This is a genomic window from Bacillus sp. AFS088145 (assembly GCF_002564465.1).
Taxonomy (GTDB): Bacteria; Bacillota; Bacilli; order Bacillales; family Bacillaceae_G; genus Gottfriedia.
The window spans coordinates 93,918-110,934 of sequence record NZ_NUUX01000028.1 but is presented as its reverse complement, the minus strand read 5'-3'; the positions used below and the strand labels follow the sequence as shown (position 1 = coordinate 110,934).

Annotated in this window: 12 protein-coding genes and 1 pseudogene; 2 read left to right on the top strand and 11 right to left on the bottom strand. The window is 32.7% G+C overall.

Annotated elements, in window-relative coordinates; translation table 11 throughout:
* Positions 1-113: 113 nt before the first annotated feature.
* Together COI44_RS17955 and COI44_RS17950 are read right to left on the bottom strand one after the other, a co-directional pair.
* Complete coding sequence (locus tag COI44_RS17955; protein WP_098429158.1) at positions 114-404, bottom strand: SAV0927 family protein; 291 nt, start codon at positions 402-404, stop codon at positions 114-116.
* A gap of 311 nt (positions 405-715) precedes the next feature.
* On the bottom strand, positions 716-1,282 hold the full coding sequence (locus COI44_RS17950; protein ID WP_179887175.1) for a GNAT family N-acetyltransferase: 567 nt from the start codon (positions 1,280-1,282) through the stop codon (positions 716-718).
* A 170-nt stretch (positions 1,283-1,452) separates the two neighbouring features.
* Between COI44_RS17950 and COI44_RS17945 the strand changes: the two genes are divergently transcribed.
* Positions 1,453-2,250 (top strand): formate/nitrite transporter family protein, encoded by a 798-nt coding sequence (locus tag COI44_RS17945; RefSeq protein ID WP_098429156.1) that lies wholly within the window; start codon positions 1,453-1,455, stop codon positions 2,248-2,250.
* An 86-nt stretch (positions 2,251-2,336) separates the two neighbouring features.
* Here COI44_RS17945 and COI44_RS17940 read toward each other — a convergent pair whose 3' ends face one another.
* The 9 genes and pseudogenes from COI44_RS17940 to azlC form a co-directional block, all read right to left on the bottom strand.
* The gene (locus COI44_RS17940; protein WP_098429155.1) at positions 2,337-3,359 is read right to left on the bottom strand and encodes an NADH:flavin oxidoreductase/NADH oxidase; all 1,023 of its coding nucleotides are present in this window, start codon (positions 3,357-3,359) and stop codon (positions 2,337-2,339) included.
* Between the two features lie 285 nt (positions 3,360-3,644).
* Complete coding sequence (locus COI44_RS17935; protein WP_098429154.1) at positions 3,645-6,098, bottom strand: Ig-like domain-containing protein; 2,454 nt, start codon at positions 6,096-6,098, stop codon at positions 3,645-3,647.
* A 419-nt stretch (positions 6,099-6,517) separates the two neighbouring features.
* Positions 6,518-8,152: a hypothetical protein gene (locus COI44_RS17930; RefSeq protein ID WP_098429153.1), complete on the bottom strand. Its 1,635-nt coding sequence runs from the start codon at positions 8,150-8,152 to the stop codon at positions 6,518-6,520.
* Between the two features lie 2 nt (positions 8,153-8,154).
* Positions 8,155-8,913, bottom strand: coding sequence for an ABC transporter ATP-binding protein (locus COI44_RS17925; RefSeq protein ID WP_098429152.1), 759 nt, complete (start codon positions 8,911-8,913; stop codon positions 8,155-8,157).
* A gap of 302 nt (positions 8,914-9,215) precedes the next feature.
* Positions 9,216-11,333: a HelD family protein gene (locus COI44_RS17920; protein ID WP_098429151.1), complete on the bottom strand. Its 2,118-nt coding sequence runs from the start codon at positions 11,331-11,333 to the stop codon at positions 9,216-9,218.
* A 319-nt stretch (positions 11,334-11,652) separates the two neighbouring features.
* Positions 11,653-12,056: pseudogene (locus COI44_RS23930) on the bottom strand (Ger(x)C family spore germination C-terminal domain-containing protein).
* 528 nt (positions 12,057-12,584) lie between these two features.
* Complete coding sequence (locus COI44_RS17910; protein WP_483295493.1) at positions 12,585-14,342, bottom strand: adenine deaminase C-terminal domain-containing protein; 1,758 nt, start codon at positions 14,340-14,342, stop codon at positions 12,585-12,587.
* A gap of 17 nt (positions 14,343-14,359) precedes the next feature.
* Entirely contained in the window at positions 14,360-14,692 is a 333-nt protein-coding gene (locus COI44_RS17905) for a branched-chain amino acid transporter permease (RefSeq protein WP_098429148.1), read from the bottom strand.
* Positions 14,689-15,399, bottom strand: coding sequence for an azaleucine resistance protein AzlC (azlC, locus tag COI44_RS17900; RefSeq protein ID WP_098429147.1), 711 nt, complete (start codon positions 15,397-15,399; stop codon positions 14,689-14,691). The genes COI44_RS17905 and azlC overlap by 4 nt, the downstream gene beginning before the upstream one ends.
* A gap of 218 nt (positions 15,400-15,617) precedes the next feature.
* Between azlC and COI44_RS17895 the strand changes: the two genes are divergently transcribed.
* The gene (locus COI44_RS17895) at positions 15,618-17,015 is read left to right on the top strand and encodes an aminotransferase-like domain-containing protein (protein WP_098429146.1); all 1,398 of its coding nucleotides are present in this window, start codon (positions 15,618-15,620) and stop codon (positions 17,013-17,015) included.
* The last annotated feature ends 2 nt before the right edge of the window (positions 17,016-17,017 follow it).

Sequence of the window (17,017 nt, the reverse complement as noted above, 5' to 3'; positions counted from 1 at the left end):
TTACAAAGGGTACATTTTAATATAGCTACTCTCTTTACTTAAATAAGAAACCAAAGATGTAATTATAATTACAAATTAAAAAGAGTCTCCAAAAATTTGGAGACTCTCGCTTTTTAATATTGATCACTAAAAATTCGTTGGTCCAAAATGGAATGAAAAAACGTTTCAATTTCTTTGATGTCTTCAGCTGCAATACCAAGCTTTTGGTCCCAATGTTCTGGATGGTCAATGTCTTCTCTGCAAAGTAATACCATTCTTCCACTTTGAATAGAGACAACCATTGCTTTCCCTAGAAATTTTTCCGAAAAGATAACAGCAAAGTCGTAGCGATGGCTACCTGCAGCGATACAGTAATAATGAATGTTTTGGTTTTCTTGCTCTTCCGATATAATGTAGAAATTCATCCCTACCACTCCTTTTTTTTCACCATAGTTTTTACTTTGAGCATCTTACACTTTAATCGAATTGATGCATCGATTATTAAATTGAAAAGAGAGTATGAACTCCCTTTCTTATTAATTAGCTAAAATATGCCAATTTTCCTTTATTTTTATTGTTAAAATTTTATGACAAACTAAAAATTATGTCGTAATACCTCTAAATTATTTTCAATTAATGTAAAAATGAACTTTTTACTTAGGTATTGGAATTATTTTCCATTAAAATAGATAAACAGTAACCTGTCTATCTTAAATGAATCAAACTATTTATTTTACTAAATTAGCTTTGTGCCAACCTTCTCTGCAAATTCTTCTTCTAAGATTGCTAAACAAACATGATCATACCACTGATCTCTAATTTTCAAGTTTTTTCGATAATATCCTTCCTTCACAAATCCAACCTTTTCAAGGACACGTAAAGACCCTAAGTTTTCTGGATTAACTTCTGATGTCACTCGGTGGAACTTTAAATCTTCAAATGCAATTTTCAGAGCAAGTTTCAAAGCTTTCGTCATATATCCATGACCATTAAATTTTTCCCCAATATGGTAACCAACCATACTACTTTGTTTAGGTCCTCGTGTAACAAAAATGAACTGTACTTCTCCTATTAAAGTTAAATCGTTGTCTTCTTTAACAAAGATTGCAAAATCATATCTACTATCTTCTGCACTTTTTTCCATAAACTCTTTAATACTATTCATTTGTCCTTCAACTGTATAAAAGTCTTCTTTCCTTAACGTAGGAGACCATTTTTCAAAATGTTCTTTATTTTCTACATGTAATTGTAACTTAGCCTCTGCATCCTCAAATGTATATGGGCGTACTATAATTTCTTTCAAAATAACCCCTCCAATAAACTTTTCTATATCTACTATTTGATATCCATCAACTCATTTATAACAGTTGATTTAATTATGCGGAAAATTGTTAATAATAAAATTTTACCATAAAAATTTACAAAAATGCTATTTCTTAACCATTTATGGACAAATTAAAAAGGGGTGATTCGATGGAAGTAAAACCGCTTTTAGAAGTAGAAAAGTTAGCCTTAAAGAAACAAAAAATATTTGACCAAAGCCATCTCCGCTACGTATTAAGAAGTATGCTTGCAAGTATGTTTATTGGTTTCGGTGTAATGGTAGCTTTCAAAACAGGGAACGGCTTTTTCTTAGTTAATTCTCCTGTTGCTTACCCAATTGCCGCATTAACATTTGGAGCTGCTATTGTGTTGATTTGGTATGGTGGGGGAGATCTCTTTACTGGGAATACATTTTATTACACTTATGCTGCATTGCGAGATAAGATGAAATGGCCTAAAGTTTTTGAGCTTTTAGTATATAGTTATGTAGGAAATGTATTAGGGGCATGTCTTTTTGCTTTTATCATTTATACTACTGGACTTTTTGATACTCCTGACTCAAGTGCATTTCTATTATCAGTTGTCGAACATAAAATAGACAATTCTATTTTTCATTTGTTCGCAAGGGGCATCTTGTGTAATTGGCTCGTGTGCCTTGCCTTTTTCATACCAATGTCTTTTGGTGAAACTGAAAATCTAACAAAAATTACTGCGATGATGTTATTTGTTTTTTGTTTCTTTATGTCCGGATACGAGCATAGTATTGCCAATATGTGCTCCTTTGCAATTGCACTTGTAATTGATCATCCTACCACTATTTCTATATCAGGTATGATTCGTAATCTAATTCCTGTAACAATTGGAAATCTTATTGGTGGAGAATTTATGATGGCAGTTATGTATTATTTTGCTAACAAACCATTTTTTGATGAAGAAAATTCGAAATAAGGTCTTGGAACAAACCAAGATCTTTTTTTCGTTTTTAAATAAAAAAAGTACGCTCTTCATTCAGCGTACTTTTCACACATTTTAACTTAATATGCTCTCTCATAAGGTTTTGGAGTCAAAGGTTTCCCATCAAGATGGATAGAAGCTTCATTCGCCCAATAGGGATTACTTAGCATCCCACGACCTACAGCGATTAAATCTGCTTCCTGATTGCCTAGTACAGATTCTGCAAGATTTGCATCATCTAATTTCCCTACTGCAATGACAGGGATTTCAACTTCTTTTTTAATCTGTTCAGCCAATTTGACTTGATATCCAGGATGAGATCCAGGTCTACCTCCTGAACCGATTGGACCTTCACCACCGGATGAAATGTGAAAGATATCAACACCTGCATCACGGAATGCTTTAGCCATTTCGACAGAATAATCTAGTCCATAGCCTCCATCCACGTATTCTAACGCAGAAATTCGCATAATAAGTGGCATGTCAGCTGGCATTACACTTTTTGCTGCTTTAATAACTTCTTTTCCAAATAAAAATTTATCCTGTCCATATTCATCTGTTCTTTGATTCGTATAAGCAGATGCAAATTGGTGGATGAGATAGCCATGTGCACCATGAAGCTCAATCGTATCTACCCCAGCAAGAACAGCTCGCTCAACACCTTTTTTGAACTTTTCAACCATTTCTTTAACTTCTAAAGTTGTTAACACATGTGGAGTTTTTGATTTCTCATTAAAAGCGTTCGGTGAAGACGACACTGGAATTGGAGCATCTTCAGCTTTACGTCCTGCATGAGCAATTTGAATCGCAACTTTTGCACCATATTTATGACATTCATCGATAATACGCTTAAATGCAGGGATATGGTCATCACTCCAAATTCCTAGGCAATAATCTGAAATGCGGCCTCGATCTTCAACATTTGTCATTTCAATAATGATTAAACCCGTACCTCCGATTGCCCGACTAGTATAGTGAACGAAATGCCAATCTGTTGGAATCCCATCTTTTAAATGGACCGAATATTGACACATAGGTGGCATTACAACACGATTTTTTAATTCTAATCCTTTATATTTGAATGGTTTGAATAAATTAGACATACTCAACGTCCTCTCACAAACTTTTTATTTAAGCTACAATCCCATATTATCCCAATCAATTAAAAAGTTCTATTTAATTGCTCAACTCACTCATTTATCTTACCCAAGAAATAAAATATAAAAAGTAGAAAACGAAGTGCCTTCTACTATTTAGTATTGGTTGAATACCAATACTAAACTTAGACAAAAAAAAAGGATTAAGTCCTATATACTATAGGATTAATCCTCAAATTTTACTTTTATAAACATTTAACTTTTTTTCACTTTAAATAGAGTTTATATACTTCAATTAATCTTAAAAGAAAGTGGCTTTGATTTGTTTCCAGCGAGATCTTTCGCTATTATGGTGACGATTTGCCCCTTCTTTTGTGGAGGAATGTATAAGTTAAACCCTGCATCTCTAACGCTTGACCAATTGTGTGCAATTAATTTTGAACCTTTTCTAACTTCAATTTCCACTTGGTGCTGCGTTTTTCCAGAAAGCATATACCATTTTTTTGTTTTCACAATCTTTTTACTCATTGTAAATGTTGGAGGTGTTTTATCAATCACAATGAGATATGCTGGAGCCGAATAATTTCCGCCTTTATCTTTAAATCTCAAATACAGTTCCGTACCTGCTTTTTGCTTCGGAATCTTAACCACATAATTGCCGTTAGATAAGACAGTGCCTGAACCAATTAGTTTTTCTGGATGCCTCGAGTAAACAAGAACTGTAACCCCAGGTTCTCCTTTTCCAGTTACTTTGCCTTCAAAATCACTTGCATAAGGTTTTACTGGAGTCGCAGGAGGTGTCTTATCTTTGACTGTTACTCTAATTGGTGTCGAAACATTCCCGCTATGATCCTTCGCTTGAATTGACACTATTGTTCCTGCTTTTTGTATTGGATAATTGATAAAATATGTTCCATCTTCTTTAACGGTTGTTGTGGCGATGATTTTACCATTTGCCGTAAATGTAATGGTTGAATATGGTTCTCCTTTTCCAAGCATCCCATTTGTTCGGTCTGAAATTTCTTCAACCTCTTTGATCGTCGGAATAGTCATGTCGATAATGGGGGTAAATTGCTCGTTTTCACCTGTATTACCATTTAGTACTTGTAATTCATCGATTCGCATCCTAAGATAGGTGCTGTACTCATGCCCCTGTATTGGGACAGTGAAATGCCCGTTTTCGTCACTTTCACCAACTCCAGCAAGTTTCTCATGGGCTTCGAGAGGATTAAACGTATAAAAATGAATATGAACGTTTGGTAGAGTCTGTCCACTTACCGTTTTTCCATTATTGTATATCTGATCAACCGTTGCATAAGGCTGAAAGGTCGCTTTTAAATTATAGTCTTTATCACGACCATACTCGCCGTTTGGCGATTGAACGGTCAACTTATACGGATAAATATTTTCTTTAATAAAATAGGTATAAACAGTCTCGTCCCCTTCTTCTCTCACAAACGTTGGTTGTAAATAATAAGTCATTCGAAGATCAAGTTGTTCCTTAAAATTTGAACGAAATCGTAGTTGAAGAATCCCTTTTCGATCAACCTTAGGAATCGAATAAAAATCAAGATCATGTAAATAATCCATTTTCCCGTCATAGACTTGATCAAAATTGATAAATGAAGGATTTTTTCCATTTGTCCATTCGTCTGACTCTGGGACATCAGTTCGTCGAATCGTATACATCCCGTTTTTCATTGCATCGTTTTTTCGATTGACTTTCACATAATACGTTCCCGGTAATAAATATCCATCATACTTATAGTTTTCATTCGTCGATACACTAGAGTAAAAATTCGAATTGACGATTTCGACATCCGCGCTCTGAGTGTCTAAAACCACTCGAGTACGTTCAGGTACACTCACTTTGTACCAGTCAACATCAAATGAATTGGTAAAGGCTGCATGATACTCATTATCCGGTAATAATTCGGTTGCTTGCTGTCGTGTATTATTTGGTTCACCCTCGGCATCAGGTGAAACTTCATCATTTGTCGGAAACGAGACTTCTAGCTTGTAGTCACCGTCGTTTGAATGATTGGAATTCACTGGAACAACGGTTATATAATACGTACCTGGTTCAACGAGTTCATCGATTGCATGACCATAAGTCTTTGAATCATCTAAATACCGCGTACTTCCATCTTCATTTTGCATCCAGATTCTATAATCGAGTGTCTGTGGAATACCGTATATTGCAGCGAATAATTCACCTGATTTTTCTACCGTTATTTTATACACATCACGATCGTAAGCGTCTTCGATATAGCCAGAAATAGTTTTTCCGCTTTGAAGCGGATAGGCAAGGCCCTTTACATCATTTGGTTCGTAGACTTGATTCCAGGTCGGATGCTCTGAAGGTAGTATGATTTTGTACTGATACGAAATCGGATAATCGATATTGATAGGACCACGGATTTCTAATGCATACGTTTTTCCCTTTGTTACCGTAAAAACGGATGGATTTCGAACTACATCAACAAGTTTGTCATTTTCATCGTAAAAATACGCACTTGACTTCGCTATCGGCGAAATAGAATAAATTGCTATTTCACCAGAGGCATCGGGTGTTATTTCATACCTATGAATCTCATTGAAAGAATTGAGTTGTCCATCTATCTCATTTGTGTCATTGCCTGTGTAAGAGTAAACTTTTTTGTCCACTGTTTCAGCTACAGCATTGTTCGGTATTTGTGCTAAAAGTAATATAATCAGGACGAAAAAGTAAAATCTAGTTTTCATGTTTGCTCAGCTCCCCATTTCATAGTATAGCAATAAATTTGACTGAATTATATAACTTCTAGAATCCAATGGTAAAAAGTAATTATTTATTTAAAACGTGAAATCACCTTTTTTTCTATAGAAGTAAACTCGTTAAATATCGATTTTCAGTGACGTTTTACTCACTCTTCTTATTAGGCTCACTTTAATTAAAGTTCACAATCTGAATAAAAAGGACTGTCAATTTTTTGACAGTCCTTCTTAGTAATATTAGATTGCTTGATAAATATTTTTTAAATAGTTCTATATTAATTAAGTGCTGCACATAAAAAAAGAATTACTATTTCAATACATTTTTACTGTTCAAATAACTCTCATTTAATTAAACAAGAAGATCCAAATTAGCAATTATGTTAACTATTAATTTATAATTCTTCGTTTCAAAAATTCCAAATCGTCTTATAAGCACGTTTCCATGAAAAGAAAGTTACAAATATTAGCAAGACTAAATAAATCAATACACCAAATGGAATAAAAGTGATCCCCCAATGAATTAATGCTAATATCCCCCCTAAAACTAAGGCAATCATTATTTTAATACCAGAATTTTGTTGAGCATCCTCAAACGACTCTGAAAATGGCAGTGATCCTTTAAGATAATTTGAGCAAATAACTGTATATAAAATTGAGCTTACAAAAACAACTAATAGATCAGGAATTATTTTAATACCAAAGATTCCGATAAAAATTATACTTAATATAAAATAGACAGGAAAATAGAGGTTTGCAATAAATACTTTTAAAGTTGCACTATATAATGGTGCAAGGTTTGATACTGGCGCTGTTTTATAGATCCAAGCACCTTTATATTTCCCGGAATATTTTAGCATTGCGATCGCATTCGGAATGATTAAGCAAGACGAATAAATCGTTAAATAACTCTTACTTGAAACGATATGATGATAGGAAGAAATTTGTAATTGATTGAATAAAAAAACGAATGGAAGAACGAGTGATAATCCCAATGATGGATAAACCTTTAAACGGAATTCCCTCTCATTTCGCATCATATTATCTGCAAATCTAAAAAATACCTTTTCTTCATTATTACTGCAAAATATTTTAGACAGCCAATTCTTCCACTTACTGTCTTTTTTTTTGTTTATGCCACTATTATTTGATAATTTTTGAAGATTTTTCTCAAAGGATGGGCTCAATAAACTATATAACATGATTGCAATAATAGGAATTATTACTGCTAAAAAAGAAAATCCAATAAGATATGTACTTGTGTTACGATTTAAAATTAACTCAAATGGAGCTCCAAACCAGATAGGGGGAATAAGAAAATGATACCAAGTTGGCGAAAATGACATATCTAAATTTACAAAGCTAAACGCTCTACCAACTAGTTGATAACCTACAGCGATCGAAATTGATAGTCCGATTTGAACATAATTGATAATATCTTTTAACTTTTCACCATCAAAAAATCTTAAAATGAAATAATAGATAATCGCTGTAAAGACAACTATAAATAAATTGACGAGAAGAAGCTCTACAATTGCCAAAATTAAGAATAAAAATCCGTGTCTAAATGTCCCAACTATCACTGGCAAAGCTGTAATTGATGTAGTTATTAATAAAAGATAGATTGATATATGTACCATTTTTGCAGCAGTAATTGTCTTTTTTCCAATTGGTTTTGTATGTAGAATTCCCTTGTCTTTCACATCAAGTAAGACATTTGAAAAATCAGAAATCATTGATGTCATGATGAGGAACATAATAATGCCAAAAAAAACGCTCATTTCATATACATAACTTTTTCCAAAAAGCACTAAAGGAATGAGTGTCAAACTGAGTAAAGCATACACTCCTAATGATTTTGTGATTCCATTTTCTTCGTCTTTCTTTGTTCTCTTGTTGTTTTGATTAAAAATGGTCGGTGTCCTACGACTATCCATTGTTAATTTTACTGCTAAAATTTTACGCATGATTGGATATTCAACACCAAACAATTCAAATAGCGGTCGAAAAAAGTCTAAGATTTTTAACATAGGGAAATCCTTCATAGTTATCCCCCTTTAACAATGGATACGAATTCCTCAGCTAAAGCTTGATGTTCATTAAATCCTGTAAGCTGATTAAAAATCTGTTCCAATGATCCTTCTTCATTTTGCTCCTTTAATTCTTTAAAACTACCATCTGCTACTATTTTTCCATCATTGATTAAAATAATTCGATTACTAATTTTCTCTACTACATCCATAATATGTGATGAATAAAAAATCGTTTTTCCATTAGCAGCTAGAATGTCTAGAATTTCTTTAAATACCATTACACTATTTGCATCAAGCCCACTAAGTGGCTCATCCAAAAACAATAGGTCAGGATTATGTATTAAACTTGAAATGATAAGGACTTTTTGCCTCATCCCCTTTGAAAAAGAAGCTACTCGTGATAAGTAAACTTCCTCCAAACCAAATACCTTCATTAACTTCAGAGCCTTCTCATCTGCTTCGTCAAAATCCATCCCGTATAACTCGCCAACGAATGTTAAATATTCTCTAGCTGTAAGATTATCGTATAGTTCAGCAATTTCAGGAACATAACCAATTCTCTTCTTGTATTCAACATTCTGATCCGAAATTTCCTCCCCAAAAATCTCAACCTTCCCAGAGTAATTCCCTTCTAGTCCTAATAAAATTTTGATAGTTGTACTTTTACCAGCTCCATTTGGTCCAATATAGCCTATAATTTGTCCTCGATGAACAGTTAAATCAATTCCTTTTAAAACCGATTTTGGACCATAATCCTTTCTTAGATCCTTCATGCACAATACGACTTCGTGTTTTTTCTCGATGATGGTCACCTACTTTTTATTTAATACTTCAATATTAATAGACTACTAATCTTGTTGAAATGAGTAAGATTTACCATATTTTAGGATTTTTTTACAATAACAGAAGAATTTTCTGTATTTTTTAATTAAAAAATAGTCTAGAGTTTTAAAAAAATCTTTCGAGTCAATATAAAAAAGCATCGTTCTGTAAAAACGATGCCCTTTTAAAATTGTATTAAATAATTGAAAATGCTGTTTAATTTTGCCCTTAGCTAAAATAATGAGTATTGTAATTAAAAAGTCTGAATTGGTGATTTTTCAATTAGTGGAGATTTGTTTCCAGAATATAATACAGTCAAATTGTGAAGTGCTCGAGTACAGCCAACATAAAGTAACTTAGCGTCTTGTTTCGTTTCTTCATAATGCACGGCATCTACATCGACAAGTAGTACAGCATCAAATTCAAGACCTTTAGAAAGATATACCGGTACTACTGAAATTCCACCTTCGTATTTTCTCTGTTTTGAATGAATAAAAGTTACTTCTTCACCAGCTGCAGATAATTCACTATATAAAATTGCACACTCATCCTCAGTACGGCCAATAATTGCAATTGTATCCATTTTATCCTTTTTTAATTGATGGATGGAATTAATGATTACTTGAACCCGATTTGTATAATCTACTTCTTGTATTTTAACTTGTTCTCCACTTCGAAATACTGGATTTGCTAAGCTAACAGGTATATTTGCTTTTTTTATAATCTCATTCGCAAAATGAATGATTTCCATTGTTGAACGATAGCTTCTATTTAACTCGTAATAGGTTACTTCTTTTTCATTAAATATCTCTAAAAATTCATCCCAAGTATTAATCCCTTGATACTCGTGAATAGCTTGGGATAAATCGCCGAGAATGGTGAACGAATTTCCTAGCGTCATTTGCTTTAATAATGCAATTTGAAAAGGTGAAAAATCCTGTGCTTCGTCTACTATTACATGATTGAACTTTTGCTTTGACTCAATTCCAAAAAGACGATTGTGAATATAAACTAGCGGAGCCAAATCCTCCTGATCCATTTCTTTCTTTTTACAATTTAAAGATGTAGATTTAATAATATCTGCAGGTATTTCGTCTACAATAGAAGCATCCTTTGTTGTATTGAAGAGAGATTTATAGAAAGAAAGCGCAGTATGCTTTGGCCATTGTTTCATATAAGAATTTAAATATTGAGTTGCTTTTTTCTTTTTCTCTTTTCTTATATTTGTTTCTTCTATAATATTTAGTTCATTATCAATCCATTTCTTGAGCCTTGCAACAATACGTTCTCTCCGTTTTGCAAGTGGATAATGTTTATATTCAATACTAAACCAATGTTTAAGTGTTTCTTTATCAATCATTCTTTTTTTCCATGGCTTGAAATCCTTCTCAGGAACAGCTGAGGCTTCATACATATCCATACATCGATCAATATATGACATAAAATGAGTTGAACCTTTCCATTTACCTGGACTAGTATGATTGATTTCATGGCGGTTAGCACCTGTTGCGAACCATTTGTTTAGGTTTTCAGATGAATCCTTTAGTTTTACTTCATGGTCGAGGGTATTTAATGCCCAATCAGAAAATGTAGTTTGTTGAATGCCACCTACACCTAATTCTGGAAGAACGTTTGAAATATAATCTAGAAACATATTATTAGGTGCAAAAATAATCATTTTATCTGCCCTTAATGTTTCACGGTATTGGTAAATCAGAAATGCAAGTCGATGAAGAGCAACAGTTGTTTTTCCGCTTCCTGCTACTCCTTGAATGACTAAAGGTGTATTTTTGGATGAACGAATAATATCATTTTGTTCAGATTGAATAGTAGATACAATATCTTTCAAGCGATTATCTTTGTTTTCACTTAATCGATATAGAAGAAAATCATCAGTAGTAGATACATCTTGATCACCTTTTACATATGTATCTACAACGCGTTGGAGATTTTTTTTGCGGATTACTATATTTCGTTTTAAATAGATTATACCTTCGATAATCCCTTCAGGAGATTCGTAATAAGCAGGATCGTCCCCACCTGTAAACGAATAAAACATACTAGCAATCGGAGCACGCCAATCAATTATCAATGGATTTTCTGTAGCTTGTTCTGATATACCTACTTTTCCTATGTAAACCGGTACCGAGTCTTTATTCTCCTCTTGAAAATCCATTCGACCAAAATAAGGTTCGTTTTTAGCTAAGCGAAGATTTCTTCGATTTGTTTCTCGAATTCCTTCAAGTACTTGTTCGGTTACATCACTTCCAGTGTAAACGGGAATCCCTTCAAGTTTCGTTAGCTGCTTTTCCATTTCGCTTAAAATTGAATTCAAATATTGGAGTTCTTCTTCGAATTGTTGTGTAGACATTTTTCTACCCCCTTTATATAAATAAATAGCCGAATTTTCAGACGGAAAGCTATTGTATCAAGAAGTTTATTAAAAAGTAAAGAGATTTAAAAATAAAATAAGCTAAACAAAAGTTCAAAAGGCCTATTTGGAAACAGTGTAAAATAAAAAAGATGAACCTGTAGAATACAGAAATCATCTTCTTTCTGAGACTTAACGTAATCTTAAATTCTTCTTTTAAGGGCACATTCTACAATCGAGACTTTTTAATTGTCAAATTATCCTGTTTTACTTAACTTATTCAAAAGAATGGCTCATTTTTTCATATTACATTGTGTAATTACTTACATGATATTCCTTTATCAACCAAAATAACCTTAACCTTAATTTTTGATTGTTGAAATGCACCAATCCAATTATCTTCTATCTTTTTCCACTCTGAGTATTTAAATGATCTAGCATAAAGTCCGTGGCCAATTGGATCCAACTTGTCATTTTGGAGGGATTTAAAAAAGGACTTAGTTCTTTTTGCAAGTCATTTTCAATTTCTTTTATTAACTTTCCTTCAGAACTGTCATTTAATTTTATTGGAGATTCTGTAACAGATATCGGTAGTTTAAGATTTATATTAAATTGGTACTTACCATCATGGTATTTCTTTTTTACACTCCTTTTTATATCATTAATATAAAAACTGATTTTGCTATTCGGGATTGTGTTTTTATTTTTTTTGTTGATTTCCATTTAACCACATAGTTAATTGACCTACAATTTTATCCTGTAAAATTCAAGTTTTCATTAATATTACCTTTGGCATTTATTGTGAAATTATGGATATTATTTTTCTTATTTTTTTTCATTTCTTCCATTTAAATGATCCACTTTATATTTCATCCCTTCTCTAAAAACCAGAACTATTTTAGATAAATCATCCTACCATCTTCTACTCTAAAATTATCTTGAATAGTATACGCTTCTTTGTTTCTTTTCATTATTGTTAGTCTAAATAAAGCGTAAAAAAGAAATTTATATTAAATTGTTAATGTAATAATTACTAGATAGCATATGGCAAACATTGTAAATTTCTTCTACATTTATATTATGTCTATACTAATTTATCTGGATAATTCAATTGTTTAATCTGATCGATTTGAATAAAATAATCAACCTCAAACAAATAAAAAAGCATGAATCAGATTAATTTTCCGATTCATGCCTAAGATAGACTTTATCATTTATGTTTTTTGTTAAGATTTTACATAACTTTTCAATCTAATTCTCATAATGTGCAGGTTCCCTATTTGTTGGAGAAACTAGAATTTCTTTATTTTTCACGTTATATAATCCACTTGGAGTTAATCGAATAAATGGCAAATGGGTTGCAGAAAAGAATAATAGCGTAAAAGCAGGATCGTCGTATTTATATCCTTTTTCTTTTAACAATTCGATCATTTTTTTCTCAATTTGGATTAAACTGTCCAAATCTAATTCAGACATGCTACCTTTTAAAGCTAAAGATATTTCGTGAACAATTTTGTTCTCTTCAACTAGTACCATTCCACCACCTATTTCTTTCATTCTTTCAAAAGCTTTCAACATATCGGATTTTCTTTTCCCTAAAATTATAATGTCGCCAGTACCCGAATAAGAACTTGCAAATCCACCCATATGTTGAGCAAATCCTTTCACTAGCGAGTTTAATCTCCAAGAACCATCTCTTCCAACCATTAAAAGAAAACATTCATCATGTTCGTATGATAATTCATCACTTTCTACATCAATTATACTTTCATATGGTTTTGTAATTACATTATTTATTAAGTTTATACCAAATGAGTTTGAAAGACTTAGATCCTCTTTATGTAAAGTCCACTTTAAATCTAGTTTAGAAAATTGATACTTCTCCCAATCGATTGGTAAATATTGATTAATAAGGTTCCCGTCTTTTTTGATCCATTTACCTTTTGCTAAAACACTTAGCGGTGTTGGGTTTTCTTTACTTTCTAGTAGATTAATATTAGCAATTCTTCCTGTGGCGATTGAACCATGTAAATGTTCCATATTATAATAGCAAGCTACATTATAACTTGCCATATTATATGCTTCAATTAACGGTATTTCGTGACGGATTGCTATTTTAATTAATTCATCAGTCATTCCTTTTTCATAAAAATAAGGATGTGAACCGTCAGTCGTAAAGAAAAAGCGATCAAATTTTTGAATGCCAAGCTCTTTAATTTCCTTTAAAAGCACTTCTAAATCAGGTCGTATTGAAGAATGTCTTAATGAAACCATATAGCCCTGCATTAAACGCGAAAGTACTTCTTTCCCTGTCATTGCTTCATGATCACAATCTGCACCTAATAACATTAACTTAGCTAAAGTGCGTTCTGAAGCTCCAGGAAAATGCCCTTCCACTTTCTTATTTAATTTCTTTGTCTCCTGTATCCAGGTAAGCATTTGGTTGTCACCATTTAGTAGCTTTGGCCACGCAGTTAGTTCTCCACCTTGTAATACTAATTCATTTTCAAGCCAAGACATAACATCTTTCGAATTAAATAGCACTTCATTATTCGGAAATTCAGTTTGTGCGTCAAAACGACACCACCAATACATGCTTGATGGAATATTTTTAAAATCATTCAATAATTCAAAAGCAGCATGACTAGGCAATTCTAAGAATAATTTTAGATTATCATTTATTAATGTTGTTGTACCGAATTGTCCGGCATGCTTTGCTAAAGTAAGAGGATTATAGAGCTGATATGGATGAGCATGAGGTTCAATATAACCTGGCACTATGTATTGCCCTTCACAATCTACTACTTCAATTTCATTCAAGTTTTCCGGAAGAGCTTCACCAACATAAACAATCCGATCTTGGTAAATCCAAATATTTGCATGGATCCATTGGTTCAAATATGAATTTAAATACGTTGCATTTTTTAAGATAATATGTGGATTAATTACTCCATCAAGAACTTTTACTTGGTTTCTAATTTGTTCATTACTCCATCTATAATTTTTCATCATTTCACTCCTATTTGTTAAAAAACTAATTGAACAAGAATCATATAAACAATCGTACCTCCTGCGATCGAAAGAAGCATCATTCTCTTCCATAAATGGAGAATCGCAACAACAAATACTGAAATAAACTCTGGAATACCGTGAGTACCAGAAAGTATATTTACATTTTTAAAACAATAGATGACCAATAGTCCAATTACTGCAGACGGTAGGACTTTACCTAAATACTGTACATACTTCGGTGTAGCTTTCCCCGGTGGAAAAATGATAAAAGGAAGAAATCTTGTAAGCATTGTACCTAAAACAACCATTGATACTGTGATAATTTGCTGTGTTATATTCATCGTCATACTGATACCTCGACTTTCTTAGATGGCTTTCTAATTGCACTAAGAGTAACAAGAATTGAAAGCATAGCAGGAATAATGAAATGTTCTCCCCCAAAAATAATAAGACAAATGGTTGAAAGACCAACCCCTGTTATTGCACTAATGTGTTTTCTCTCTTTTTTCCACTGCTCAATGAATATAACAACAAAAAGGGCAGTCATTACAAATTCAAGTCCCTTAGTATTGAATTTTACAAGGGATCCAAAAATCCCTCCAATTGCTGCACCAATTACCCAATACAAATGATTAAGGAATGTAACAAAAAACATGTACAAACTCTTATCTACGCTATCTGGTATATCAGCTGTATAATTTATCGAAAAAGTCTCATCACATAGACCGAAAATTAGATAGATCTTTTTCTTACCAGTGCCTTTATATTTATCTAACATTGAGACCCCATAAAACAAATGTCGCGCATTCACCATTAAAGTTAGTAATAGTGCGTTAATTGGATTAAATCCCATCAGTAATAAGTTTGCTGCAATAAATTCCATCGATCCAGCAAAAATTGTTAGCCCCATCAAAATCGGATAAATGGCACTGAATCCTAAAGAATTCATAAAAATACCATATGCTATCCCTAAAAATAAAAATCCTGCAAAAATGGGTATTGTGTGTGGAAAAGCAAAGCGAAATGCCATCCATAGCTTGTTTCCTTTTTTCATAACTTCACATCCTGTATCGTTAAATTTATTATAATTTAACATACAGAATCCATACAAAAAACGAAATAATTGTATGGATTACAATTTTCTAAAAATTAAATCAAGTACGGTTTAAAGAATGTTTACTAACTCCCTACTCTATTAAGTATAGATTTGAATTTTTTGATTTCCATACAAAAATGATATAATTGTATGGAATTAAATAGTAGAGGTGTTATATGCCAGTAAATTCATTTGATAATTACCCAATGTCTTGGAAACCCGACAAAAAGACTTTAAAACGTCCTTTTTATAATTCCATTGCGTTACAACTTGAACTAGATATTATAAATGGCTTTCTAGCACCTGGTACAAAATTACCACCGCAGCGAGAATTAGCCGATTTTCTTGACTTAAACTTTACGACAATTACTCGTGCCTACAAAATATGTGAAGTAAAAGGTTTAATCTATGCGATTACAGGAAGTGGAACTTTTGTTGCTCCAAATGCAGCCCATTCAATCACGATTTCAACCGATAAAACAGCCAATAGGATTGATCTTGGCTTTGTGGCATCTTTTGAACAAACGAATAGTATTGTGACCGAAGCAATTCAGAAAGTAGTCAGTAAAAGCTATTTAGATCAATTATTAAATTATAATGATCCTACCGGAATCCCACATCACAAGGCAGCTGCACTAAATTGGATGGAAGCTTTCGGTATTAAAGCCACTCAAGATAATTTAGCGATTGTATCTGGTACTCAAAACGCTTTGGTCATTGCTTTAGCAAGTTTATTTGAGCCAGGTAATCGTATTGCAACAGACTTTTACACTTTTTCGAATTTTATAGAGTTAGCAAAAACGCTTCACATTCAATTAATTCCTATTCATTCCGACCAGTACGGGATGCTGCCAGATGAACTTGAAAAGCAATGTAGCCAATTAAATATACATGGCATTTTCCTAATGCCTTCTTGTAGTAACCCAACTACTATTATGATTTCTGACGTTCGAAAACTTCAATTAGCTTCTGTAATAAGGAAACATCGTTTAATATTAATCGAGGATGATATCCATGCATTTATTACTGCAGGAGTAATTTCTGATTACAAACAACCGATGTATAATCTTCTTCCAGAACAAAGTGTATATATTTGTGGTACATCAAAGTCCATCTGTTCTGGGTTGAGAGTTGCTTTCATGGTTTTTGGGGATGCACTACGCGAAAAAATTTTGAAAGCTATTTTTAATCTTAACGTAAAAACATCATCACTTGATGTAGAAGTAATTACTGAACTGATCTTATCAGGAAAAGCGCATGAAATCGTTCAACAAAAGAAACAATTAGCTGAAAAAGTAAACGATATTTATTCATCCTATTTCCCTGTAAATAAGATTGATCATCCGCTTAGTTTTTACCGTTGGCTTCCTATTCATAGTCATAGTAATGGGGTAAACTTAGAAGCAGATTTGAAAAAACTAGGTGTACGTGTGTTTCATTCTGATCGTTTTCTAAGTGGACAAGCTTCTTCTGAAAAGTATTTACGTATTGCATTGTCTTCTACCCAATCTTTAGAGGAATTAGATTCTGGTTTGAAAATTCTATCTCAATATCTCGACAAACAGATTCAATAAAT